The 25,018-nt window shown below is 70.8% G+C and carries 18 protein-coding genes; 7 read left to right on the top strand and 11 right to left on the bottom strand.

All coding sequences use genetic code 11. From position 1 onward, the window contains the following. The first annotated feature begins 88 nt into the window (after positions 1–88). Positions 89–916 (top strand): SDR family oxidoreductase, encoded by an 828-nt coding sequence (locus WMF45_RS30150; protein WP_437708358.1) that lies wholly within the window; start codon positions 89–91, stop codon positions 914–916. A 162-nt stretch (positions 917–1,078) separates the two neighbouring features. Here the strand turns inward: WMF45_RS30150 and WMF45_RS30145 are convergent, their stop codons facing one another. After that, positions 1,079–2,011 carry a hypothetical protein gene (locus WMF45_RS30145; protein ID WP_437708356.1) on the bottom strand — a complete coding sequence of 311 codons (933 nt, stop codon included), beginning with the start codon at positions 2,009–2,011 and terminating at the stop codon, positions 1,079–1,081. Positions 2,012–2,361: 350 nt separating this feature from the next. Between WMF45_RS30145 and WMF45_RS30140 the strand changes: the two genes are divergently transcribed. Further along, the gene (locus WMF45_RS30140; RefSeq protein ID WP_437708354.1) at positions 2,362–5,367 is read left to right on the top strand and encodes a PEP/pyruvate-binding domain-containing protein; all 3,006 of its coding nucleotides are present in this window, start codon (positions 2,362–2,364) and stop codon (positions 5,365–5,367) included. Positions 5,368–5,383: 16 nt separating this feature from the next. On the opposite strand, the gene WMF45_RS30135 is transcribed toward WMF45_RS30140, so the two are convergent. After that, on the bottom strand, positions 5,384–6,619 hold the full coding sequence (locus tag WMF45_RS30135; RefSeq protein WP_437708352.1) for a hypothetical protein: 1,236 nt from the start codon (positions 6,617–6,619) through the stop codon (positions 5,384–5,386). Here WMF45_RS30135 and WMF45_RS30130 point away from each other — a divergent pair. Next, positions 6,618–7,658 (top strand): Gfo/Idh/MocA family protein, encoded by a 1,041-nt coding sequence (locus WMF45_RS30130; protein WP_437708350.1) that lies wholly within the window; start codon positions 6,618–6,620, stop codon positions 7,656–7,658. The two genes, WMF45_RS30135 and WMF45_RS30130, sit on opposite strands and share 2 nt — an antisense overlap. A 7-nt stretch (positions 7,659–7,665) precedes the next feature. Here WMF45_RS30130 and WMF45_RS30125 read toward each other — a convergent pair whose 3' ends face one another. From WMF45_RS30125 to WMF45_RS30110, 4 genes are all read right to left on the bottom strand, one after another. After that, positions 7,666–11,229 (bottom strand): AgmX/PglI C-terminal domain-containing protein, encoded by a 3,564-nt coding sequence (locus WMF45_RS30125; RefSeq protein WP_437708348.1) that lies wholly within the window; start codon positions 11,227–11,229, stop codon positions 7,666–7,668. 229 nt (positions 11,230–11,458) lie between these two features. Then, positions 11,459–11,887, bottom strand: coding sequence for a hypothetical protein (locus tag WMF45_RS30120; RefSeq protein ID WP_437708347.1), 429 nt, complete (start codon positions 11,885–11,887; stop codon positions 11,459–11,461). Then, a complete protein-coding gene (locus WMF45_RS30115) occupies positions 11,888–12,778 on the bottom strand; it encodes a helix-turn-helix transcriptional regulator (RefSeq protein ID WP_437708346.1) in 891 nt (296 codons plus the stop codon). It lies immediately after the preceding gene. Between the two features lie 120 nt (positions 12,779–12,898). After that, positions 12,899–13,951, bottom strand: a complete 1,053-nt coding sequence (locus WMF45_RS30110) for an RNA polymerase sigma factor (protein WP_437708344.1) — start codon at positions 13,949–13,951, stop codon at positions 12,899–12,901. Positions 13,952–14,024: 73 nt separating this feature from the next. Here WMF45_RS30110 and WMF45_RS30105 point away from each other — a divergent pair, with 73 nt between their 5' ends. The 3 genes from WMF45_RS30105 (at position 14,025) to WMF45_RS30095 (ending at position 18,522) form a co-directional block, all read left to right on the top strand. Beyond that, the gene (locus WMF45_RS30105) at positions 14,025–15,284 is read left to right on the top strand and encodes a hypothetical protein (protein ID WP_437708342.1); all 1,260 of its coding nucleotides are present in this window, start codon (positions 14,025–14,027) and stop codon (positions 15,282–15,284) included. A gap of 71 nt (positions 15,285–15,355) precedes the next feature. Beyond that, positions 15,356–16,939 (top strand): hypothetical protein, encoded by a 1,584-nt coding sequence (locus WMF45_RS30100; RefSeq protein WP_437708340.1) that lies wholly within the window; start codon positions 15,356–15,358, stop codon positions 16,937–16,939. A 35-nt stretch (positions 16,940–16,974) separates the two neighbouring features. Then, positions 16,975–18,522, top strand: a complete 1,548-nt coding sequence (locus WMF45_RS30095; protein ID WP_437708338.1) for a hypothetical protein — start codon at positions 16,975–16,977, stop codon at positions 18,520–18,522. A 176-nt stretch (positions 18,523–18,698) separates the two neighbouring features. Here WMF45_RS30095 and WMF45_RS30090 read toward each other — a convergent pair whose 3' ends face one another. From WMF45_RS30090 to WMF45_RS30075, 4 genes are all read right to left on the bottom strand, one after another. Next, positions 18,699–18,845, bottom strand: a complete 147-nt coding sequence (locus tag WMF45_RS30090) for a hypothetical protein (protein ID WP_437708336.1) — start codon at positions 18,843–18,845, stop codon at positions 18,699–18,701. A gap of 218 nt (positions 18,846–19,063) precedes the next feature. Then, positions 19,064–19,606, bottom strand: coding sequence for a hypothetical protein (locus WMF45_RS30085; protein WP_437708334.1), 543 nt, complete (start codon positions 19,604–19,606; stop codon positions 19,064–19,066). Continuing rightward, complete coding sequence (locus tag WMF45_RS30080) at positions 19,603–20,370, bottom strand: hypothetical protein (protein WP_437708332.1); 768 nt, start codon at positions 20,368–20,370, stop codon at positions 19,603–19,605. Before WMF45_RS30080 ends, WMF45_RS30085 begins: the two co-directional genes overlap by 4 nt. After that, positions 20,367–20,906, bottom strand: a complete 540-nt coding sequence (locus WMF45_RS30075; protein WP_437708330.1) for a hypothetical protein — start codon at positions 20,904–20,906, stop codon at positions 20,367–20,369. Before WMF45_RS30075 ends, WMF45_RS30080 begins: the two co-directional genes overlap by 4 nt. A gap of 391 nt (positions 20,907–21,297) precedes the next feature. Here WMF45_RS30075 and WMF45_RS30070 point away from each other — a divergent pair, with 391 nt between their 5' ends. Next, positions 21,298–22,782, top strand: coding sequence for a hypothetical protein (locus tag WMF45_RS30070; protein WP_437708328.1), 1,485 nt, complete (start codon positions 21,298–21,300; stop codon positions 22,780–22,782). Between the two features lie 97 nt (positions 22,783–22,879). On the opposite strand, the gene WMF45_RS30065 is transcribed toward WMF45_RS30070, so the two are convergent. Continuing rightward, entirely contained in the window at positions 22,880–24,982 is a 2,103-nt protein-coding gene (locus WMF45_RS30065; protein ID WP_437708326.1) for an ATP-binding protein, read from the bottom strand. Between the last annotated feature and the right edge of the window lie 36 nt (positions 24,983–25,018).

The raw sequence follows: 25,018 nt of genomic DNA, 5'->3' as shown, positions 1-25,018 counted from the left end.
GTAACGTCTGTAACGTCTGTAACGTCTGTTTCCATGCCGCGCGCGCCGTGGGCTTGCGCTTACCGCTGGAACCTGAGAGAGGAGCTCCATGAACGGAAAGGTCTGCATCGTCACCGGCGGCAACACGGGCATTGGCAAGGAGACGGCCCGCGGCCTCGCTCAGCGCGGCGCGAAGGTTGTGCTGGCGTGCCGCGACACGGGCAGAGGGGAGGCGGCGCGCGACGACATCGCGCGCTCCACCGGCCGCAAGGACGTGGAGGTGATCGCGCTGGATCTCGGGAGCAAGGCGAGCATCCGCGCCTTCGGCGAGCGGTTCCGCGCGGCGCACGAGCGCCTGGACGTCCTTGTGAACAACGCCGGGGTATGGCGGAGCGCGCGCGGCACGACCGAGGACGGCATCGAGGCGACGTTCGGGGTGAACCACGTGGGGACGTGGCTGCTCACGCAGGACCTCCTCCCGCTCCTGAAGAAGAGCGCGCCGTCGCGGGTCGTGGTCCTGTCCTCGAAGCTGCACTACCGCGGCCGGATGGACTGGGAGGACCTGCAGTTCGAGCGGCGGAAGTACGGCACGACCGCGGCGTACAGCCAGTCGAAGCTCGCGAACGTGCTCTTCACCAAGGCGCTGGCCCGGCGGCTCGAGGGCACCGGCGTCACGGTCAACGCCGTCCATCCGGGCGTGGTCAGGACTGACCTGATGCGCGATTATCCAAAGCTCCTTACGAAGCTCTTCAACCTGTTCCTGCTCACGGCCGAGCAAGGGGCCGAGTGTTCACTGCACGTGGCCACGGCGCCGGAGCTGGCCGGGGTGACGGGCGAGTACTTCGAGAAGAGCCGCATCAAGCCGGCGGCGGCGGAGGCGCTCGACGAGGCCGCGCAGGAGCGGCTCTGGGCGCTGACCGAGGCGCTGGCGGCGTAGCGACGCGAGGCGGCCTGCGCGAGCGGAGAGAGAGTAACGCAAAGGCGCCAAGGCGCAAAGACGCAAAAATACACGAGATTTGTTCTTTTTTGCGCCCTTGCGTCTTGGCGCCTTTGCGTTGAACTCTCTCTCTCCGGATCCATGGCCAGGGCTCCTGGCGGGCTATGGGCAGCTCGGCCGCCACGCGTCGTCGGCGAAGTACCTGGCGATGAGGTCGTGGAGCGGGCGATCGTAGTCGCGCAGCTCGGCCCGGGTGTCGATGTCGTTGTGGATCCCGTTCGTGGGGATCGCCTCGGTGTTGGCGTCGAACCAGGACTGGACCCCCTCGGCCCAGTACTCGTCCTTGTTCGTCGCCGCGTAGGTATTCTCCCATTTCCCCGCCTGGAGCGCGGCATCGAAGACGTCCTCGAGCTCGCCGTCGAACGACGGCTCGACGAAGGCGATGCCCATGATCGCGATGGCGTGCGAGAACTCGTGCACCAGGATGTCCTCGCCGAGGTACGGATCGCTCGGATAACACAGGACGTTCTCCTCGGCGCAGGAGCTCGCGGGCCGGGCGGGGGTCGCGCCGAGGCCGCGGGCCCGCGTGTCCCAGTCCGTCCCCGGGAACGCCTCGTACAGGTCGCTGTGCTCGGGGATGTCGCTTGTCACCTCCGTCTCCGCCATCACGGCGACGCGCGTGTGGTTCTCGATCATCGCCAGACGCACGTCGTCGCGGTGGCCGAGCATGCGGACGACCACCGAGCAGGCGCGCAGCAGCGCCGCGTCAGGCACCTTCTCGGAGCTGATGACGGGAATCCCCGCGGCGTCGACGTACTTCTCGTAGAACGGGTCGAACCCCAGCTCGGGTGGCACCTCCGAGACGCTCCCGCACCCGCCCTCGGGCTCTCCCCCTCCGCCGCCACCGCTGCCGCCGCCGGCCCCGGCGCCCGTCGCGGCGCTGGAGGTCGCGCCCTCGGCCGCGCTCGAGCTGGCCTCCGCGGCGCCGCCGGCGCCGCCGCTGCCGGCTGGACCCGCGCCGCCGCCGCCTGCGCCGCCCTCGTCGCCCGGCGACTCGGAACATGCCGCCAGGGCGCAGGTGAGGAGAACGATCAAAGCAACTCGTCCATGCACGCTTTCACGCATGCGCGCGAGGCTACAAGAGCTGAAGCCAGCATCCAAGTCGCGCGCCGGCCGAATGGGCAGTTGACCGTGTCAGCCGGCGCGGCCCCCTGGCGGTGAGGGCGCAGGCGCTGGCACAGCCCGGCGCACGGCGGGCCACGCCGTGCGGCCAAAGGACTGGATTCCCGAGCTTTCTGCGCCGCGCCGGGCGCCGGTGCGTGCGGCACGCCGCGTGCTGGCGGAGCGGGCATGACGGTGCAGGAACGACGGGAGCATGCATGATGGAGCGCTCACCCAGCGATCGCGTTCACCCTTGGCCCCAGCCGCGCGTGGGTGCGGCCCTCTTGTCGCTCGCCCTTGGCGCCGGCTGCTCGGGCGAGACCCAGCTCCCGACGGAGGAGCACCCACCGAAGCCGGAGGTGTGCGACTTCGAGCTTCCCGTGGCCGCCGCGCCCGCGCCGAGCGGCGATCTTCGCATCAACGAGGTGATGACCGGCAACGACGGCGCCTGGGTCGACGAGATCGGCGAGACGGACGATTTCATCGAGCTGGTGAACATCGGCCAGCGCCCGCTCGATCTCGGGGAGTACGCGCTGAGCGACAAGTCCGGCAAGGCGACACGGCTGCCGAAGCTGACGCTCGGGCCGGGGCGAACGGCGCTGTTCTGGGCCGACGACACGCCGGAGCAGGGCCCGCTGCACCTGCCGTTCAAGCTCTCGAACTCTGGCGCGCGCGTGGCGCTGTGGTCGTCGTCGTGCCAGCTCGCCGACCTCGTGAATGTGCCGGAGCTGCCGCGGTCGGAGAGCTACGCGCGCTTGCCCGACGGCACGGGCGAGCCGTCGATCTGCCGCTATGCCACGCCCGAGCGAGCGAACGGCGAGACCTGCGGTCCGCCGGATCCGCCGAACCTCGACGACAGCATCCGCTTCGGGCCTTTCCAGTGGCCCGAGCCGTTCCCGGCCATCGCCGGGCCGCTGGTCATCTCCGAGCTCTCGCTGCGGCCCGCGGGGTTCGTCGAGGTGCTGAACGCGAGCGGCGCGCCGGTCGCGCTCGACGGCTTCGCGCTGCGCCTCGCGGCGCTCTCTCCGGGGCAAGCGCCGCCCGGCGCCGACGCGGGCGTGCTGCTCGCGTGGCCCGAGCCGTCCGTCACGCTCGCGCCCGGGGAGCGGGTGAGCGTCCCGGTGGGCGCGAGCGAGACGGCCGAGATCGAGGCCTCGCCCGAGTTCGAGGGCGTGGCGACGCTGTGGCGCGAGGACAGCCCGGAGCCGAGCGATCGCATCGACTTCATGGCCTGGCCCGAGGGCGCGTCGCTGGCCCGCGTGCCCGACGCCACCGGGGCGCCGCGCTTCTGCGGAGCGGCGAGCCCCGGCGCCGCGAACGAGGGCTGCGCCCAGCTCCCGGGGCGCGAGCTCGCGAGCGGGCGCGCGCACCGGCTGGAGACGGCCGCCGACTTCGCCGAGCTGGCCGAGGGCGGCACCGCGGTCGGTGAGCTCGGCGTCAAGTTCGTCGTCGACATGGCCGCGAACGACACGGTGCACCTCCTGAGCACGCGAAAGTGGGCGCTCCACTACACCTTTGTCCGCGAGCAGATCCGGAAGGAGCCCCACCTCGATCGCTGCGATCCCGAGCAAGCCGCGGAGTTCAACGTCGGCTGGGGGTTGTTCAGCCAGACCGAGTACTTCCGGTCCGAGGGCCGTCGCTACCTCCTCGGCACCCTGGTCGAGCACACCAACGGAGCCAAGACCGTCGAGTTCTCGCCCGGCGACCAGATCGTCGGCGAGCAGATGCGGCGCGCGTTCTTCGCGGCGATGAAGGCGGTGCCCGACCCGGAGGCGTGGGCGATACGGCCCACCGAAGGGCGCCAGATCCTCGAGCTGCGGAAGATCGAGGGGACCGCGCCCATCGTGGGGCCGAACGCGCCGTACAAGGGGCTCACGTACCAGTCGCTCAACCCGGCCGAGGGCTTTGGCACGCTGACGTTCGTCCCGGCGCGCGATCTGGAGACGGCCGAGCTCGGGCCGAACGTGATCGTTGTGACCGACGACGTGCCGAACGAGACCGCGTTCATGGGCGGCCTCATCACCGAGGCCTTCCAGACGCCGCTGGCGCACGTGAACGTGCTGGCGCGCGGCCGGGGCACGCCGAACATGGCCCTGCGCGGCGCGCGCGACGACGCGCGCCTGAAGGCCCTGTTCGGCAAGCTGGTGCGGCTCGAGGTGCGCGCGTCGGACTTCGACATCCGCGAGGCCACCGCGCAGGAGGCGGACGCTTACTGGGAGAAGCGCAAGCCGACCGGCGAGCGGCTCTCGCCGGCGCTCGACGTCTCCGTGCGCGGGGTCGTGCCGCTCGACGCCGCGGGCTACGCCATGAGCGACAGCATCGGATCCAAGGCGGCAGGCATGGCCGAGCTGTACCGCGTGAGCGGCGTGGGGCAGTATTGCCCGCTCGACCTGCTGCCGCTGTACGTGCCGCCCGCCGCGTTCGCGATCCCGTTCTCGCACTACATGGATCATTTCGAGGCGAGCGGCGCGGCGGAGCTCCTGGCCGAGCTCGAGCAGGATCCCGAGTTCCGCGCCGATCCGCACGCGCACGCCGAGGGCCTGGCCGAGGTGCGGGCGCGGATGCTGGCGCACCCGGTGGACCCCGCGATCTTGAGCGAGGTCACGGGCGCGATCGAGCAGCGCTTCGGCGGCGACCGCGTGCGCCTGCGCAGCAGCAGCAACACCGAGGATCTCGCGACCTTCAACGGCGCGGGCCTGCACACGTCGACGAGCGGCGACCTGGACGCCGCGTCGAGCTCCATCGAGGACGCGCTGCGCACCGTCTGGTCGAGCCTGTGGAACACGCGCGCTTACGACGAGCGCGAGTTCGGCCACGTCGAGCAGGCGCGCGCGGCCATGGCCGTGCTCGTGCACCAGGCCTGGCAATCGGAGCGCGCGCAGGGCGTGGCGATCAGCCGCAACGCGCTCGACGCCACCCGCGACAGCCAGTACTACATCAACGCGCAGATCGGGGAGGCCTCGGTCACCAACCCCGCGCCCGGCGTGACCAGCGACGAGATCGTGTACACGCCGCCGCCTCGCACGATCAAGGCGGAGTACCACACGCGCTCGAGCCTGTCGCGCGGGCGCGACGTGCTGTCGTTCCCGGAGGTCCAGCGGCTCGGGTGCGTGCTCGAGGCCGTCCACGCTCATTACCGGCCGCTGGTGGACCCGAAGGGGGAGAACCGGCTGTACGCGATGCAGATCGAATGGAAGCTGATCGGTCCGGAGCGCCGGCTGCTGGTCAAGCAGGCGCGGCCCTACAGCTTCGGCACGCTGGAGGCGCCAGGCGACTGCCGCGAATACTAGGCTCGACGCCCCCCTCTCATTCGAGGAAGACCGTGATCGGATGCAAGCTCGTTGTGGCCGAGCGGTTCGCCGGATCCGTGAAACAGGAAGGGTGATAGATGCCGTTCTTGGGGGCGATGGGGTCGCAATAGCTGCCACACGGGCCAAGGAGCTGGATCGCCCCGCACGGCTGGATGGAGCCGGTCGTCTCGTCGATGTGCCCGGCGGCGCAGTCGCGAAGACCCGCGCGTGAGCTCGCAGCGTTCTCTGGAACATGGCAGGCGTAAAGCGCCGGCGAGCTCCCGTAGATGTTGCCCCAGAACGCGCCCTCCTCCCTCGTGAACGTGGACAGCTCCGGCGAGTTTTGTTTGTTGATCGCCTTGGTGGGTCCACGCGAAGAGATCACGACGCGGATCCTGTAGTAGTTGGTGCGCGCCGCGAGGCACGCCGAGACCCAGCGCTGTCCGTCACCATCCAGCGGGAGCCACGCCCAGCTCCTCGCGAGTCCGAGCACGCCTGTGTAGATCTCGTCGTGATAGACGCCAGAGGCGTCGATCCAGCCGAAGCGGAATGACTGCGAGCTTTCGAGGGCGCATTCGACGGCGTACCTCAGGTGCTCGCGTGAGAGGGCGCCGTTCGGCCCGGGGTCGAGGATCGCGGTCAGCGCCTGCGAGCCGAGGGAGATGAGGCTCAAGGCGCCGATTGCCAGCGCGTTGGGGTTCAGCGCGTTGGGATTGAGCGCGTTGGGGTTCAGCGCGTTGGGGTTCAGCGCGTTGGGATTGAGCGCATTGCCGGCCTCCAGCGCGCTCTGCGCTTCGCCCAAGGGCTCTTCCAGCCACTCTCCGTCCTCGCCGCATCCGGTTCCGGCCAGAACGATGAGCGGTATCAGACCTACCACGGTATTTCGAGCCATATCAGTCCCCCACTGAAAGGCTGCAATTCTGGTAATAATGGCAGAGTTTGCTGAGGGTGTCGAGTGAGCGGGGCGAAGTAATAGAGTGATGTCCGACGGACGGACGTCTGGAGCGTGAGGGGGAGTTCGATGGCGTGCTCTGTTTCGCCCGTTTCGCCCGTTCCGCCTGTTCCGCCCCTGGTTGATGTCGGGTACGTCATTGGCGGCGAGGCGCGCTCCGGTGAGGATGCCGCCTGGCGTCGAGGCGCCTCCGATGACGCAGGCCGCGATGGCGTCGAGCGGGACCATGAGGCCATCGTCACGTCCAGCGTTTACAGGCGCGCCGTCGACCGTTAGCTTCGCGAGCAGCGAGGTGCCCATGTCCACATCTGCCCAAGGTCCGACGTCCGACGAATCCCTCACCCCCGTGCGCTGGGGCGTCCTCGGGGCGAGCAACTTCGCGTTGACGGTCAGCCTGCCCGGCATGAAGCGGGGGCCGCTGACCCAGCTCACGGCGCTGGCGTCGCGCGACATCGGCAAGGCGCGCGACGCCGCGCGGTCGCTCGGGATCCCGAAGGCGTACGGCAGCTACGATGAGCTGCTCGAGGATCCCGAGATCGAGGCCGTCTACAACCCGCTGCCCAACCACCTGCACGTGACGTGGACGGCGCGCGCTGCCCGCGCCGGCAAGCACGTCCTGTGCGAGAAGCCGATCGCGCTCAGCGCCGAGGACGCCGAGGCGCTCGTCGACGTCCAGCGCGAGACGGGCAAGCGGATCACCGAAGCGTTCATGATCCGCAACCACCCGCAGTGGCAGCAGGCCAGGGACTGGGTGCGAGGCGGCCAGATCGGCGATCTGGTCGGCGTCCAGGCGGCGTTCTCGTATTTCAACCGCGACGCCACCAACATCCGCAACAAGAAGGAAGTCGGGGGCGGCGCGCTCTACGACATCGGCTGCTACGCGGTGAACACGTCGCGCTTCCTGTTCGGACGCGAGCCCGTGCGGGCGATCGCGCTCGTCGAGCGCGATCCCGAGTTCGGCACCGATCGCTTGACCTCGGGCCTCGTCGACTACGGCGGCGCGCACCTGACGTTCACGTGCAGCACGCAGGCGGTGGCCTACCAGCGCCTGAACGCGCTCGGCACCAAGGGCCGCCTCGAGATCGAGATCCCGTTCAACGCCCCCGCCGACCAGCCGTGCAAGGTCTTCCTCGATGACGGCTCGACGCTGAACTGCAGCTCGGCCAGGGTCACCTCGTTCCCCGTCGTCGACCAGTACCACCTGCAGAGCGAGGCGTTCTCGCGCGCCATCCGCACGGGCAGCCCGGTCGAGAACTCGATCGAGGTCGCGGTCGGCAACATGCGGGTCATCGACGCGCTCTTCCGTTCCGTCGAGAGCGGGCGCTGGGAGAAGGTCTAGCAGTGCGTCAGCGCGTGACGGCGCCGAGCTCCACGAAGGCTCCGTCGGTCATGACCACGAAGGGGCGCTCGTCGAAGGTCAGACCGCCCTTGCCGTCGTGGTCGACGATCTGCAGCTTGCCCATGCCGTAGCCCATCGGGCCGCGCGCGTAGTAGTGCGCCTGCAGGGTGTACCGGCTGGCCCGTTGCTCCCGGGGCGCGCGGATGGTGAAGCACTCGGGCCCGTAGCCGGTGGTCACGTCGGCGTAGAGGCGCCCGCCGCCTGGCAGCGCCGGGTCGCCGTAATAGGCGTGGCCGCCGCGGTCGTCCCGGATGTGGAAGTCGACGTCGTTGGCGTCGGTCTCCCAGTTCAGCACGAAGCGGAGCGAAGGCGCGCTCTCGAGCGCGGCGCCGGCCTTCGCGAGCCGGGCCACGATGGCCGCCCGGCGCGCAGGCTCCACCTTGAGCCACGCCGCGGCGACCAGGCCGAGATCCTCGCGCAGGATGCTCTCCACGCCCGCGAAGCGCCCCGGCGGGTAGCGGCGCGCGATGCCCGCCGCGAGCGCGTCGAAGGCTGCGGCGTGCTCGCCCCGCTTGAGCCGGGCGAACGCGAGCAAGCGGTGGCTCGCGGGGTGGTCGGGGCGCTGCTCCCGCGCCTTCTCGTACGTGTCGACCGCCAGCTCGAGGCCGGCGCCGCCCGCGAGCCGCTCGAGGCGCGCGCCGGCGAAGCGGCGGAGGTCCGCGCGCGCCGGGAACAGATCGATGAGCGATCCGTACGCGCGGGCGGCGCCCGGCGTGTCGCCCGCCGCCTCGAGCGCCTCGCCGAGCGCGACGAGCGCGAGCACGTCGCCGGGGGCCTCCGCGTGCCAGGCGCGGGCGTCGCGCACGGCGGCCGGCGCGTCGCCCCGGGCGAGGGTGTCGTGGATCTGCTTGAAGCGGCCGGCATACGGCTCTGATCGAGGGGGCGCGGGGGCATCGGGGGCGTCGGGGGCGTCGGGGACATCGGGGGCGGCCGGCGCGGGCGCGCCGCTCGGCGGCGGCGAGAACAGGACCGGGTACACCACGTCGACGCTGCCGCCCTCGGGCGCGGGGAAGGTGAGGTCGCGCAAGGCGCGGACCACGCAGGAGACCACGGCCCTGTCGGGCAGATCGGAGCCGCCGTCGCGCGCGTTGATGAGCGCGCCGTGCGGGTCGATGGTGAAGCGCAGGGTGACGCGGCCTTGCAAGCCCTCGTCGCGCAGGAGCCCGCTCTCGTAGCAGAGGCGGAAGCGGCCGAAGTTCTGGCGGACGATGCGCTGGATCACCTCCGGCGGGAGGCGGCCGCTCACCTGAGTGGCGCCCATGCGGACCTGCGGCGCCCTGGTCCTGTGGCTGCCAGCGAGGCGGCCGTGGCCGCTGCCGAAACCCTGGCCGGTGCCCGTGGCGACCAACACGGCGCTCGGCGCGGGCGCCGCGGCCCCGGCCGCGGCCCCGCTGCCGTGGCCAAGGGTGCCGATATTGCCGAGGCCGATGCCCTCGCCGCGGCCGCCGCCGCCCTCGCCGACGCCCGATAGCCCGAGCCCGCCGGCGCTCCCGCTGGCGCCAGACGGCGCGGGCCCTTCCCTGAGGAAGGAGGTTCGGGTGTCCGCGCCGGCAGGAGGCGCCGGCGGCGCGGGGGGAGCGCGCAGGGCGGCGCTCCCGCCAGGGGAAACGTCGGCGCTCTGCTCAGCGGAAACCTCGGCGCGCTTGCCAGGCGAGGCGCCGGCGACCGGGCTTTGGGCCGGCGCGGGGCCCCACGGCTTCCCGGCCTGTGACCGCGAGCGCCTCTGCACGGCGACGCGGCCGCCCTCCACGGTCAGGATGTCGGAGAGCCCTCGCCGGGCGATGTCGAAGCGCGCGTAGTCGTGATCGGTCTCCAGCACGAGCAGCGCGGTGTACGGGCTCAGCACCCGGTGCGCGATCGAGAGATCGATGATCTGCTTGCGGATCGCGCCCTGGTCGCCCTCGGCGCCCTCTCGGGCCAGGAGGCCGTCGATCTTCGCCCGGGCCCAGGAGCGCTCGAGCAGCGGGCGCTCCACGCCGCGGAGGTCGGGCGTCGTGGTGCGGCCGTCGACCGTGAGCCGGACGGGCAGCTCGGCCGGCACCTCGGCGTAGACGAGCGCCTCGTCGCCGGGCTGCACGCCGTTCAGGGTGCGGGGCCAGACCCAGCGCGCGCCCTCGATGTTCACAGCGATCCCCGAGCGCGTGGCCGAGCCGAGGCGCCGCTCGATCTCGGCGGCGCCGCGCGCGCCGTCGACCACGGCCCCGTCACGGGGCAGGCCCGCCGCGACGAGCTGCCGCAGCGCGGACTCGTCGCGGAGGCCGCCGAGCGCGACCGCGTCGAGCCGCTCGACCCCCGCGCCCCGCAGCGCCGCCGCGGCGCCGCGCAGCGCGCCCGGCGCGACCTCGCCCGCCGTGGCGATGCCGTCGGAGAGCAGCACGACGCGCCGCTGCCCGCGGGCGCGCGCGCGTTCGCCGGCCCAGCGGAGCGCGCGCCCGAGATCCGAGGCGCCGAGCGCCTGCCGCTCGCGGATGCGCGCGAGCTCCACCTCGCCGAACGCCGCGGCCGCGCCGTCGAAGACGGGGGTGACGGCCTGGTCGTAGCAGGCGACGGTGAGCGGCGCGCCCGGGCCGCCTGCCTGGGCGACCGCCCGCGCGAGGGCCGCGAGCACGCCGAGCTGCTCCTCGAGCCCGAGCGCGCGTGAGGCGCTCGTGTCCACGAGGATCACCGCGGAGGCGAGCGGATCGGGCCGCGCGTCCACCGGAGCGTTCACGCGGGCGAGCACGAGCTCGCCGCTGCGCAGGCCGCCGCGCGCCTCGATCGACGTGAGCCGCGCGGGATCCACGACGAAATCGGCCTCGGGCGCGGCGTCGTTGCGGCGCAGCGCGTGGACGGGCGCCGCGGCGCCGGCGACCGTGGCCTCGATGTCGAGGCGGCTCACCGTGGGCAGGCCGCGCAACGGGACGGCGAAGGGCGCGTCCGCGCGGAGCTCCTGGGAGTACGACAGGACGATGTGCTTCACGCCGCGCGCCGGGATGGGGAAGACCCGCGCGCTCACCTCGTTGCCCGCCGCCTGCTCGAGCAGCGCAGGGTCCTGCTTTCGGTGGAGGAAATCCTCGTACGCCTCGCGCGCGCGCTGGCGCTCGACGACCTCGCCCTCCTGCCACCGGTCGTCGATCTTCATGGCGAGGCGCCCGACGCTCGCGCCGGGCGGCAGCGTCACGCTGAAGGTGCCCTCGAGCACGCGATCCTCCGGGTTCTCGAAGGTGAGGTGCAGCTCGGCGAGCGCGAGCGGCGCCTCGATCACCGCGCGGCCGGTGAGCGCGACGAGGCGCAGCCCGGTGCCGTCCGCGGCGGTGAGCCGGAACGGCGCGGCCTCGGCGCGGCGCGCCGCGACGGCGACCGCGACGGCCGGCGCGGCGGGCAGCGGGCGCGGCGCGGCAGGCCCGGGCCCGCGCGAGAGCGAGGCGGGGGTGGCGGGCGGCGAGGGGCTGTCGGCGCAGCTGAGGAGGGAAGGGACGAGGGCGGCGATCGCGGCGAGCGCAGCGCGGTTGCGGAGGAGGGCTCTGGGCACAGGGGATCTCCGGTCGTTGCGCGGCGGGCCGAGCCTGGGCGCGGGCCCGCCGGCGGTGGGGCAGGGCGATCGACAGCCCGGGCGGGCCGGAGGTTCCCGCCTCGCGCCGCTCACCCGCCAGTGAAGTGCGCGGGAGCCGCCGAGTCATCCTCCGGCGGGGGCTGCCCAGCCACGTCCAGATCCGCCTGCGCGACGCCGCCGTCACGAACCACCGGCACACCAACGCAGGCTAGCCGTGTACGCCCGCTCTCGTCGCGAGCTCGTACACTTGCGCGGCCCAGGCCAGGACCGCGTGCGCAGCGCGGGCGGCGGGGTCCTTCGCGCCCATCGCGTCGAGGATCGCGAGTACCCGCCGTCTCCCTTCTTCGTCGCCACATGCCCAACGGTTCATCGCTTCCTCGAGCGGTGAGATGCGGCAGATCGGCGCACGGTCTTCGGGAGCTTCAGGCTCGCTCTGCCATCCAGGCGTCGCCTCGTCCACGACCGATCGAGCGAACGAGAGGAGCGCCGCCGCCACCTTACCCGCTGGATCGCTGTGGTAGGCATTGAATCCTTCTTCGATGAGCGCCTGCACGTGCCCCTTGCTCAACGGGACAACACGCCATTCCATTCGTTGAATCAATGGTTCTAGCTTCGATCTTTGGTCCTCGGATTCCACTCATCCCCCGCTTCCTACGCCCGGCAGGGTCGTGTTCAGCGGTGAACGCTCGACATCCTCCCAATCGGAACCGCGTGCAGGGCTTTCGCCGCCCTCTTCGTGCTGTAGCGGGAAGCTCGTCAGGTCGGCAGCGCGACGCGCGGGCTCGGCCCCCGCCCCGGCGCGAGCGGGGAGCGGCGATCGCAGCCGCGGCAGTGGAGGCGGCGGGAGCTTCGCGCGCGGGCTCCTGGCCGCAAGCTCGGGAGACGACACCACGGGCGGAGGAACATCGAGCGCGCGGGGAGGTACCGTCGGCGTTACCGCCGCCGCCGACGACACGGGACGCGCCGAGCTTTCGCGCTCGGTGACGGGCTCACTGACCTGGATCACCACGGTCTCCTCTGCGTCCGTCCGGTAGTCGTCGTGCAGCCGCCACAGGCGCTCCCAGTACCGAGCAGGCGTGCCGGTGAAGGCTTCCAGCTGCCGCGCGAGGCCGGGCGTCATGGGGAGATCGCTCCTCAGCAACCGCTCCACCTCCCTTGGTTCCAGCCCCGTGCTCTCGGCCAGCTTTCTCCTCCACGACGGCATCGTTGCGCAAAACGACTCGAGGACCCTTCCCGGCGAGGGGACGGGGCGCGCGCGGGCGTCTGGCATCTCGGCGAGCACCGCATCGACATGACAGTCCAGAAGGCACCGGTAGCAGTCTCGCTCGCCCGCTGCCTGCTCCTTCGCATCGGCGAGGGCTGCCTCCTCGTCGTCGTGCGCGTGCTCCCGCGCCTCGCGAAGCCCGCGCTCTCGTCCCAGCGCTTCGCGCGCGGTGACCGCGAAGCCGATCGCGACGCACGCGATCATCGCGAGCCCGAGCGGCGACACGAGCCACATCGCACCAAGTAGATCCTCCATCCCATTCATCGCGTCTCGTCTCCTGGGCCTGAACGTCCTTGTCTGGACGCAAGGCAGATCTCGGCCTCGTGCTGTCCGACGACATCACTTGCGTCGCCGCCTGCTGGCCGTCGGAGGGGCGCCGAGGACTCAGCGAATTTGCGCCAGGAGCGCTTCGCGCTCCGCGGCGAGCTGTCCTCGCGGGAACTCCCGCGCATGTGTCTCAAGCAATCGGCGCGCCTCTGCGACCGCGTTGTGGTCCTCGACGGCCCTTCGGGCCTCGTCGATGAGGCTCTGCTCGCGCTCGCTGACAGCTGGGACCACGGCGCGGACGGGGAGCGAGGGACGACGAACCGGCGCGCCTGACGGAGCAGGCGTCCGTGCGTCTCGGTCCTGCGCCGGCTGCGCGATCTGCTGCGCGGCCGGCGTGGCCGGAGCGCGCAGGGGAAGTTGGGCCGGTGGCGGCGCGATCGCCTCCACCGCCGGTGCGGGCGCAGGAGCGCGCGCCACCGCCGCCCGCAACCACGACTCCGGGCTGAACGAGTCGGGCAACGTCGCGATGACGGCGCCGGTCAGCACGACGACCGCTCCCTGCACCAGGATCTTGATGCCCAGGCGGCCTAGCTTGCTCAGCCACCCCGCGCGGCTGCGCAGATCGAAGGCGAACGGGACGCACGCAGCGTCGTCCCATCCGCGGGAGCGCTGCCGCGCCCTCCGGCGTTCCACGGCCGCGTAGAGGTCCTCCAGCGCTCGGAGGTGGTGTGTCCTCACCGTCTTCGGCTTGAGCCCCAGCTCGGAGGCGATCTCGACGAGCGGCACCTCCTCGATCTCGTGCTTGATCAACACGTCGCGGTACTTGGGGTCGACCTGGTCGATCAGCTCGCGGAGGAGCGCCTCCCGCTGCTGCGCGCGGAACATCTCCTCCGGGGTCGGGCACTCCGCCTGAAGCTCGTGATCGTCGAACGAGGTCAGGACCTCCCCCCGACGACGTGCGTTTCGGACGTGGTTCCGCGCCTGGTTCAGGACGATGGTGGCACCGTAGGCCGTCCGGCCCTCCCCGAGATCGAGCCGCTGATCCGCTTCTACTCCCCGCAGCAACGCCTCCTGCGCAACGTCCTCTGCGTCTCGCGCAGGGACACCGGATCGCCTCGCGAGGCGCCGGAAGAACTTGAAGCCGGTGGGGGTGCTGCCTGGCTCGCCCATAACCGGTAGAACACCTGAGCCGCGTGGAGGGCTTCAAAAAAATGCAGGGCGGCCCCAGCATCGGTCGGACAAGGTGCGACACATCGACGTGCGCAGCACGCGACTGAACGAGGTGCGTGCAGCATTCCCCGATCGGGCGGGATTTTCTCATTCGACCGTTCACCTCATGAGATTTTTGTCACCGTTGACGCCCCACGGTTGGCGCAAGTACCGTTCATGCATGCGTTTGGTTGCGCAATCCCTCTGGATGTGCCTGGCGCTCGGCGTCGCGATCGGCATCACGCACCCGGCCCGTGCGGAGGACCGCAATCCGGCATCCGCGCGAAGTGACGGTTCGATCGCAAAGGACCATCTTCGCCGCGCCCGGCGAGCTCGGGCATCGGGAAAGTGGACCGAGGCACACGCCGCCTACAAGGCGGCCTTCGAGGCGATCGACGCGACGTCCGTCACAGAGAGAGAGTCCGCAGAGATCGCTGGAGAGCTGGGCCTCTGCGAGCTCAAGTTGCGCAAGTTCCGTGACGCGGCGGAGCACCTGGCTTTGAGCCTTGAGCGGCGCAAGGCGCTTTCTCCTGCGCAGCAAAGAGCCTTCGCGGACGGACTGGCCGAGGCCGTTCCGTTCCTCGCCGCCCTCTATCTGTCGGTGGATCCGCCGGATGCCGAGGTGTTCGTCGGCGGCAAGTCCATCGGCCGGCCCAGGCGGACCTACACACTGTTCTTCGAGCCTGGCAAGCACATGCTGCGGGCCCTGGCACCGGGCCGCGGGGAAAGCACCCAGACGCTGGACGCGCAGGCGGGGACCGAGCCCATCATGACGTTTCAGTTGCTGCGCTCGGAGGAGAGCAGTACGGCCGAGGGCGAGCCAAGGGGCCCGGCGAAGAAGGCTGCTACCGACGCGCGGGCGGCGAGGACCTCCACGCAGGCTCCGGCGCCGGCGGCTGCCTGGCCGGGGACGGTGCGCATGGGCGGCGTCGTCCTCACGACGGCGACGGCGGCAGTTGGCGCGGTCTTCCTCGTGCGCGCTCATGTGGTGAACAGCGACCTGCGCGAGGCCAATACTGTACGTCGCGAGCAGGGGTGGACGTCCGACGCCTGCCGCAAAGCGAGCGCGCCGGCGGCGTGCGCCGACATTCATGGCCGGATCAAGGAGCGGGACCTGTTCGCCACACTCGGCAAGGTGTCGCTGGCGACAAGTGCGGTGTTCGGGATCGCGACGGCGGCCTCCTTTCTCACGGAGGTTGCGATCTTCGGCGACGCGCGACCAGCCGAACGCCTCCGCGTCGTACCGGTGACGACGAGCGAGCGGGCAGGTGTGATCCTCGAAGGAGCATGGTGAGGGGAAAGAGGGGTATGCGTCGCAACTTGAATTGGCGAGGTCGAGAGGTCCTACGCTCCCTCGCGTCCGTCATGCTCGGCATGGCCGGCGCAACCGGCACGTCTGGGTGTTATTCTGACGACTGCGCGGAGGGCTTCCTGTGCGAGAGCCCTCCTCCCCAACCGGGGCCCTGTGACGGCGCTCCAGCGATGGCGCCGGCGCTGGATGGATGCGGGGTGTTCGTCAGCGAGCAGGGCGACGACACGAGCCCCGGAACGAAGGGCGCGCCGGTGAAGACCCTGCAACACGCGATCGGGCTCGCCGCGCACGGGCGAGGTCACGGCGAGGCAGCGACCCGGCGCGTGTACGCGTGCGGGGGGGAGTTCGCGGAGACGATCACGCTCCCCTCGGGGGTCGACCTCTGGGGCGGACGCCTCTGCGACGGCGGCGACTGGTCGTATGCGGGGTCGTTCGACGGACCGGATCACCCGACGATCATCGCTCCGCCGGTGGGGATCCCGCTGCGGGTCCTCGGGGGGAACGACGCGGTCATCGCAGGGGACGACGCGAGGTCCGTGATCTTCGGCGTGCGCGCCGTGGCGGCCGACGCCTCCGCGAGCGATGGCAAGTCCTCGATCGCGATGATCTTGAGCCAGGGCGCCAAGGCGAAGGTGGTGTCGAGCGATGTCATCGCTGGCGACGGCAAGGATGGGGAGCCGGGAGAGGACGCGCTCAGCATCCGCGCGAAGGACGGCGAGCAGGGGAACCACGGCGCGGACGCATGTACCGCGGACGCCGCCGTGGGCGCCCTGCCGGTTGTCAACTCCTGCGACGACGGCATCGAGTCGACGGGCGGATATGGCGGCGACGGCGGGCTTGACGGCGGCGGCGATGGTGCACCGGGAGAGCCGGAGCCCGGGGAGAATCCGGATGGCAAAGGCCTTGCCGGGGCCGGCGCGGGCAGCCGTCCGTGCACGAGGGGGACAGACGGCGCGCTCGGTGCCAGCCGTGGCCGCGCTGACGGCGCGGTCGGTGAAGGCTACCTCGACATCCACGGATGGGTGGGTGTCCGGGGTGAGGATGGAAAGAAGGGGGGCGCCGGCCAAGGGGGAGGCGGCGGTGGCGGCAGCAAGTCGCGCGGCGACATGGTTGCGTGTCCTGCGGGTCGCCCCCAAAGCGGTGCGGCCGGTGGCTCGGGGGGAAGCGGGGGCTGCGGCGGCGAGGGAGGTAGGGGCGGCGGCTATGGCGGCGCGAGCATCGCCATCGTTGCGCTGGAGGACTCGGAGCTGGAACTCGACGCCACGAAGGTTGTGGCGGGCAACGGCGGCAACGGCGGGGTCGGCGGAACGGGTCAACCAGGCGGCATCGGGCGGTTTGGCGGGCACGGTGGCCAGGGCTTGACTGGAACCAACATGTGGAGCGCGTGCGAGGGCGGCCTCGGCGGGGACGGTGGCAGCGGCGGTGATGCCGGTGGCGGGCTCGGCGGTGCAGCCATAGGCATCGCGTACGTGGTCCCCCATCTGGCGATCCTGCCCGGCACGACCTTCGAGGTTGGAACAGCTGGAGAAGGCGGCCCCGCAGGCAACGCCGCTATCGATGACCAGGAGGGCCGAGGCGCGACTGGCCCATACGGTCATCTCTATCCTTTCGGTGCGCCAAACGAGCCACCCCGTTGAGTCGCTCATCGCGGCGCCGCCGTCGAGGAATGCCGATGACGTCAAAACGCACGATTGTCCCGCTCCTTGCTCTTTCTCTCGCCGCGCTCGGCTGCGAGAGCGCGCCAGGCCCCATCGATGCGGGTGGACCGCCGTGCGCGCTCACATCGTCGTGCCAAGACGACCCACCGCCGGAAGCCGTCTGTCTCGAACACCTCGCGGCCGATCGGTTCGACGACGGCTGTGGCATATTCGTCAACACATTTTTCTATGGCGGCGATGATGCGAATCCAGGCACCAAGACCAAGCCGGTTGGCTCTCTCCGGCGCGCGATTGCGCTTGCACGCATCGGCCGAGGAAGGGTATTCGCGTGCAACGACGCCTTCGAAGGAGCCGTCGTCCTACCGTCAGGTGTGGACCTCTACGGGGGCCTTCATTGCCAAACATTTGAACGCTTCAAGGAGGATATCAAGACCGGCCTCATCGTCCGCGAGAAACCATTCGGCATTGTTCTGACCGTCGAGCCGGCGGGCGCCGGCGACACCGGGGCGGCGGATGGAGTCTCGAGGATCGACCACGTGACCCTCCTGGGCGGAACCTATATCGGGATGCTCGTTCGGTCGGGTACCGCGGTGGAGTTTACCCGGAGCGACATCCGCGCATCCTACGGAAATGGGGGCCGCCCTGGCGAGAGGTGGCCCGGGCTGAATCAGGCACCCGACGGGCCGCACGGCATCTACGGCGGGGATGCCTGCACGGCAGCCACCATCGCCGGCGGGCCCGCGGTGGTGAACCCGTGTGAGGGCGGGATCCCGAGCGTCGGTGGCAAGGGAGGCGACGGGCGCGTCGACGGCGCTGGAGATGGGGAGGATGGCGAGCCCGTACCCGCGCAGGACCCCGGCCACGCTGGACAAGGAGGACGCGGCAACCGCGAAGACGTTGGTTGCGACAGCGGCGTCAGCGGGAACAGCGGCAGCTGGGGCGCCATCGGCGCACCTGGCGAGGGCATCGGGCGGCTCACGGAGACCGGATGGGAGGGCGACAGGGCAGCCGAGGGCATCCGCGGCATGCCGGGCCAGGGCGGCGGCGGAGGCGGCGGGCGTCGCGGCGGACTCGCCGTGTGCGACGTGGCCTCCAAGGGAGGCGCCGGCGGCGGCTCCGGCGGCGCGGGGGGTTGCGGCGGTCGAGGCGGCCGAGGGGGCGGGAACGGCCAGCCCACCATCGGCATCGCCGTGCTTCATGCCAAGCTGACGGTGCGGGACAGCCTGCTCAAGACGCTCGACGCCGGGCCGGGTGGGGACGGAGGGGCGCCAGAGCGAGGCGGCGAAGGAGGCCGAGGCGCACCGGGCGGGGCCGTGGGGGACGGCACATGGTCGTGTGGCGGCGGCGAGGGAGGCCGAGGCGGCGACGGCGGCTACGGCGGACCCGGCCGCGGCGGCGACTCGATCGGCATCGCCTACCTCGACGAGGACCAGCTCACGCTCGAGCGAGTCACCTACGAGCTGGGACCGCCGGGCAAGGGCGGCGTGAGCTGGGATTGGTCTGGTGAAGAGATCCGAGGGGAGGACGGCAGCCGGGTCGAGACGCTGCGTTTCCCTGAATAGGATCACGGCACATCCGGCGAACCCTGCAAACGGTGTGAAGCGCATACGCCTCGGGCGATCCGCCATGGCGTGATCGCGGGAACCATCGCCGCGCTCCAGCCGATTGCGGCGACGGCCACTGCCGACCGGAAGGACAAGGGAGCGGACCCCCTCCGGGGTGCGGGCGGCCTACCGCTTCAGCGACGGCGCCGGAAGCCGAAGACGAGCGCAGCGCCCATGCCGACGAGCACGAGCAGGGCCACGGCGACCCACACCCAATCCCGGGGATCCGAGCTGAAGGAGACAGCCACCACGCCGCACCCGGGAGAACACGCTCTTTTCATCAGGCACCCGTCCTTTTCATCAACCACCGCCGCCGGTCCGCCGGAAGGTGCGGACCACGCCGCGGCATTCCTTGACGCCGCGGCCCCGCTATCTGCTCCGGCGCCATGGTCGACGCCGGCGTCATCGCGCGCCCGCGGGCGTCGACCTCGATGCGCGCAGGCGCTCCGTACACCGTGGCGCCGAATCCGGCCACGAGACGGCGGACGCCAGGGAAGGGCTATACCGGATCGACCCAAGTCCACACCTCCGAGAAGAGGCACATGTATATGGTCGCCTCGCCCATCAACACCACGCTCATCGCCACATCTGGCACCACCTCGTTCCCGATCTCCGGTGGGATCGGCCGGTAACCGGGGTACGTGGCCTCGATCTCCCGGGCGACCTCGCGCGCCACCGGCTCCTCCTCGGGGATGCCGGGCAGGTGGATCCCATAGTAGGGCCCGAGCACGGACACATGGAAGCTGAGCGCCGTTTCGTTGGTGAGCCAGATGCGGGCCGAGTACGCCGGGTCGGTCCCCCCGGAGAATAGGTGGAGCGACTCGTTTTGAAGGCCGTGTCGATCCCCCAGCCTGTCGATCATGGCGTTCCACCTTGGGTACTCCGCTCGCCCGCGGCTCGCGGCTTCCACCAGGCGGCGGTGCTCCTCCGTGTCCTTGTAGACGGGCTCGCCCGGAGGCACGTAGATGCGATCGGTGTTACGCACGCCTCGCGGGTAAAAACGGTAAACGACGTCGAGCAGCCCGGAGCGAGTTATCATCATGGATTCGTCACCCTAGCGCCGAGCCCCTTGTACTTCGACATGAACGTCGCCCGCGTCTGGTCGATGAATCTACTGCAAAATATCCCCGGGGGGAGATCGTAGTCCATGCGGTTTGCAACCTCCTCCGTGATCTCCTCGCTGAGGCTGGCTGCACGGTCTGCATCGATTTGTCCATAGATCTCAGTCCGGAGCGGCATGCCGATGGAAAAGTTACAGTTCCAGCTTCTGACCGGATGCGGGACAGTGAGTCTCCTGAACTCCAGGTTTACCTTGGCCTCTTGCCACCCTCCGCCTTTACCCGTGCCTGGGTCATTGATGATGACAACAAAATTAAACTCCGACGGATCGAAACCACCGAATACCCATGAGGCCATTCCAGGTGGACACTTCGATCTGCATGCATCGCTACAGCTCAAGAAGGTCACTCCGTCTCCGGCGATGTCGCCGATTCCGGGGCACGCGTCTGGCGGGCTCGTCGGGCTAGTTGTCGTTGGGGTCTCCGAGCTGTCGCTCGGCCTCTCCTCTTCTTCTTCAAGCTCCCACTCGTTGCACGCGATCTTGCCCTCGCCGCCGCCTTGGGGGTCGGCCCCGAAGTCACCGGATGCGGAGGAGGTGAAGACGGGGCGTGGCTCGGAGCCCGGACCGGCCCCTGCACCCGAAGTTCTTTCCCCGACAGGATAGCAGTCGCCGAACGTCATGTTGCACGCCGCCAGCGCCCAAGCCGCGATAGTCAAGATCAACAATAGAACTTTTCTCACGTTCATTTCTCACTCCATCGAAGCACAGGACCAGCGACGACGACGACGGACACATAGGCCGGGAGCACCAGACTGCCCCGACCGACCCAATCCACATTGACGCTCGCCGACACCCCCAGCGGTCCGGCGACGTACGCGTTGGTCTGCGCGTGGCCGCCCACGGCCAAGCCACCGACGCGTCCGCACAAGGTGACGCCGCACGCCGGCATGAGGTAGAACGCGACAGACGGCCCCGCGCTGACGTTGCCGTCCTTCCACGCGTACCCGATGTCCACCGAGGTCTGGTTGTAGATCCCGAGCCCGTCCTCCTGGATCGGGGGCAGGATCGTGCACAGGTCGTGCACCGTGAACAGGATGTCTCGCTGGATGGGCCACGATATGCCCGCGTGCGGCCCCACCGCGAGGCGCGGAACGGTACCGGCCTGGAGCCACCCGAGGCTCACACCGGCGCTCAGCTCGGACGCTTCTCCTTGCGCCGGTACGACGACGAGCGCGGGGATGACCAGGATCACCCATGGGATCCGCTGGCTTCGTGTGCCCATCGCCCCCTTCTCCTGTCTCCGCGACGGACGGACAACATGGCGAGGTGAGCCACCCTTCTGCCGACAGGGTTCGGCGTCAAACAGAATCTGGAGCAGAGGACCCACATGGACGCGGATCGCTCCGCCCAGAGCGCGCAGCGCTCCCAGCTGCCTGCGCGGATCGCGTGCTCGTCCACCTGTTGGCGCCGCGCCAGGCGAGCGGCGCCCCCTGCTGGGTACAGCCAGCCTTCCCCGTCAGCGGCGGCGCCGGAAGCCGAGGATGCGCGGCGCGAGCGCACGGACCGAGGGCCCCTGCGCTCTGCGCGGCGCCCCGGGCCGGTCCACGTTGAACCGCCCTGTACCCGCGGCGTAGCATCGGGACAAAAGCATGCGAAGCCTGAACCTTACCTGCTTGTCCTCAGCACTGTTGCTCGTCACGGCCGGCTGCAGCGCCGCGCCGCCGGCGGGCGCGCCGTCGGAGTCCTCCTGTCTCGAACGCCTCGCCGCCGGTGTCCCGGAGGTTGGCTGCGGCGTGTTCGTCGCCGGCTACACCGCTGAGGCGGATGACGAAAACCCAGGCACGAGGTCCAGGCCGGTGCGCAGCCTGGACTTCGGCATCGAGCTCGCGCGTACCGGGCGAGGACGCGTCTTCGTGTGCAACCACCGGTTCGGCGGTCTCACCTCGCTGCCGTCCGGCGTGGATCTCGTCGGGGGATTCAACTGCACGACATGGGAGCGTGAGAACGACGACCCCACGCGGATCACATCGCTGACTTCGTCCTTCCGCCCATTGACCGTCATACCGCCGAGCGCCGGAGATACGGGAGCCGCGGACGGGGTATCGACGATCATGGACGTGCAGCTCTGGTCGGAGGGCTCGACCGCGATGCTCGTCCACTCCAACACCGCCGTGGAGCTCATCCGGGGCCAGATTCACACCGGAGCCGGGGAGGCGGGCGAAGATGGCTATCCGTGGCCCTCGTCGATCCGGGCAAGGCGCGGACATGATGGGGAGGAGGGAGGCGACGCGTGCTCGGCGGTCACCGTTGCTGGCGGCGCGGCGGTGGAGAACCCGTGCTTCGAAGTCATCCCGAGCGCCGTCCCGAGCATCGGTGGCAAAGGAGGGGATGGGCTGCCCGACGCCGCCGGCGACGGCGAGCACGGGGAGCCGCGCGTGGCTGCCGTTTCGGCGGACGGACGGGGAGGAGCGGGGGAGGAGAGGGACGCCCCTTGCGAAGCGGGTCGAGCCGGGCTCGATGGAGAGCCCGGTGCGCTGGGCACCGCCGACGGGGGCATCGGGCACATCACCCCGAGAGGGTGGGAAGGCGGCAGAGCCAGCTACGGAGGCGATGGCACGCCAGGCCAGGGCGGCGGCGGGGGCGGCGGTCGCCGGGGCGGGCTCGCTGTCTGCGACGCGGCGTCCAAGGGAGGCGCCGGCGGCGGCTCCGGGGGCGCTGGCGGCTGCGCTGGTCGAGGCGGCCGAGGGGGCCAGAACGGACGCCCGACGATCGGGATCATCGCGCTTCACGCCAGGCTGACCGTGCGCGACACCTCGATCTGGACAGGCGAGGCCGGTCCGGGCGGCAATGCCGGCGCCCCCGAGAAAGGCGGCCGAGGCGGCCGAGGTGGACCGGGAGGCGCCTTGGGTGACGGCACGCGAGCCTGCGCCGGGGGCGACGGGGGCGACGGCGGCCCCGGCGGCTACGGCGGCCCCGGACGCGGCGGCGACTCGATCGGCATCGCCTATCTCGACGAGGATCGGCTCACGCTGGAGGGGTTCACGGTAGAGCTCGGGCCGCCGGGCAAGGGCGGTATCAGCTGGAACCACGATGGCACGCTGGTGAGGGGGCCGAGCGGCGAGGGCCACGAGACGCTTCGCTTCGCCGAAGCCGAATAGCCGCGGTCACGTCCGGGGAGAGCGGCGCGGAGCTCCATGCCCGCCACGTGGAGCAGCGGATCCCCGAGCCGCACCGACAGCTCTAGCCTCCTTCGGTTCAGCGCGTGACGGGGATCGTGCAGGAGAACGTCGTCCCCGCGCCGAGCTCGCTGTCGACCGAGATCTGCCCCCCGTGCGCCTCGATGATGCCCTTGACGATGTACAGCCCGAGCCCCGCGCCGGCGCAGCGCGCCGCCCGCCCTTGCCAGTAGCGATCGAACAGGCGCGGGATGTCTTCCGGTCGGATCCCCGTGCCCGTGTCGCTGACGGACAGGCGGACATGGGGCCCCCGGCGCTCCGCGCCGATCGTGATCTCCCGTCCTTCGGCGGTGAACTTCAGGGCGTTGCCCACGAGGTTCGACAGCACCTGGAGCATGCGGCCACGGTCGCAGCTGAGCTCCAGGCCGCTCCCCGGAAGGAGGGTGTGGAGCTGGATCCGCTTCTGCTCGGCGAGCGGCGCCAGCATCTCGGTGACCTCGCGCACGAGCGAGCCCACCTCGCACGGCTGGATGTCCAGCTTCAGGCCCTTCGCCTCGATGATCGCGGCGTCGAGCAGCTCGCCGAGCATCTCGACGGTGCGCTCCGCGGCGCGCTTGATCTGCCGCGCCCGGTTGCGGATCGGCTGCCCCGCCGCGTCCGCGGGGGCCGATCGCTCGATCAGGGACGCGGCCAGGATGATCGACGACAGCGGGTTCCGGAGGTCGTGCGCCGCGATGGCCAGCGCCTCTTCGCGAAGCCGCCGCGCCCGCTGCTCGGCCTCGTAGAGGCGCGCGCGCTCCAGGGCCTGCGCGCATTGCAGGGCGAGCGTCGTCATGAAGCGCCGGTCGTCCTCGCTGATCCGGCAGGTGTCGCGGTACGTGACCCCGAGCACCCCGATGGTCACGTCGCCCAGCGTCATGGGGACGCAGATCAGGGTCTTGCCCCAGTCGCCCACCGGCGCGTCGGGATAGGCAGCCTGATACGCCGCGAGCGACTCGAAGATCAGCAGCCGGCCCGTGCGGATGCAGTCGACGACAGCCATGCGCGCGGACATGGGAATGCTGCGCAGGCGCGCGACGACGTCCTCGGGGTAGCCGGGCGCGCGGAGGACCTCGATCACGCCGTCCTCCGCGAGCAGCGCGACATACCCCGCGTCGGCGTAGAGCGCGGCGAGCCCGAGCGAGAGGACCACCTCGGCCACCTGCGCGGGCGTCACCGCGCGCGAGAGCTCGGACGTGAACGTCTGGAGGCGCGCGATGCGGGCCTCCGCCAGCTCGACCCGGATGCGCGCGACGCGCTCGCAGGCGAAGGCCCGCTCCCGCGCCTCCTCGGCCCGCTTGCGGCGCTCGATCTCGTTCACGACCTCGACGACGTACAGCGGCGCCCCCGCGCGATCGCGGGCGAGCGAGCGCGTGACCGCGACCCAGAGCATCGACCCGTCCCGCCGCAGGCAGCGCTCTTCTGTGGTGGAAGAGCGGATCTTCCCATCGCCCAGCGCATGGACGTGCCGGAGCGCTCCCTCCGCGTGGTCCGGGTGCCGGAGATCCTGGGCGCGGAGCGCCATCAGCTCCTCGACGGTGTATCCGAGCAGCTCACAGAGCTTCGGGTTCACGCGGAGCAAGCGGTCGTCGAGGGAGACGTGGGCCATCCCCACCGCCGCCTGGTCGAAGGCCGCGCGGTACCGCTCGTCGCTCTCGGCGCGCGCGACGTTCGCCGCGCGCGCCTCGAGCAGAGCGCGGACGGCCGTCATCAGGAGCCGGCCCTCGGTCGGCCATGCGCGCGAGCCGGCACGACAGCAATCGTACGCGGAACCGTACGTTGAACTGGACGTTGAACTGGACGTTGAACCGTACGTTGAACTGGACGTCGAGCCGCACGTCGAATGGAGCGTCGAACTCGACGTCGATGGCTGACCGACGGCCGCGCTCGGCCGGCTCGCGTGCAGCACCGGCGTGGCCGCCGCGCCCAGCTCCGCCTGGAGGCGCTGGCAGAGCTCGCACCGCGCGCCGTCCGGCAGATCGACGCCGATGAGCACCAGGTCCGGCGGCCGATGGGCTCTTCGCAGGCTCTCCGCGACCGTCGCTGCGAGCTCGACCCGCAGCCCAGCGGCCTCGAGCGTGCGGCGGATCTCCTCTCGTTGGGCCTCGTCATGATCGACGATCAGGACGGTAGGTGCCTGCATACGGTCCGCGCTCTTCCTTGCGAAAATGGAGAGTTG

It is taken from the genome of Sorangium sp. So ce448 (assembly GCF_051520915.1).
Taxonomy (GTDB): domain Bacteria; phylum Myxococcota_A; class Polyangia; order Polyangiales; family Polyangiaceae; genus Sorangium; species Sorangium cellulosum_B.
Note: the sequence above shows the minus strand (reverse complement) of the source record. Positions and strands in the feature narration are given on the sequence as shown.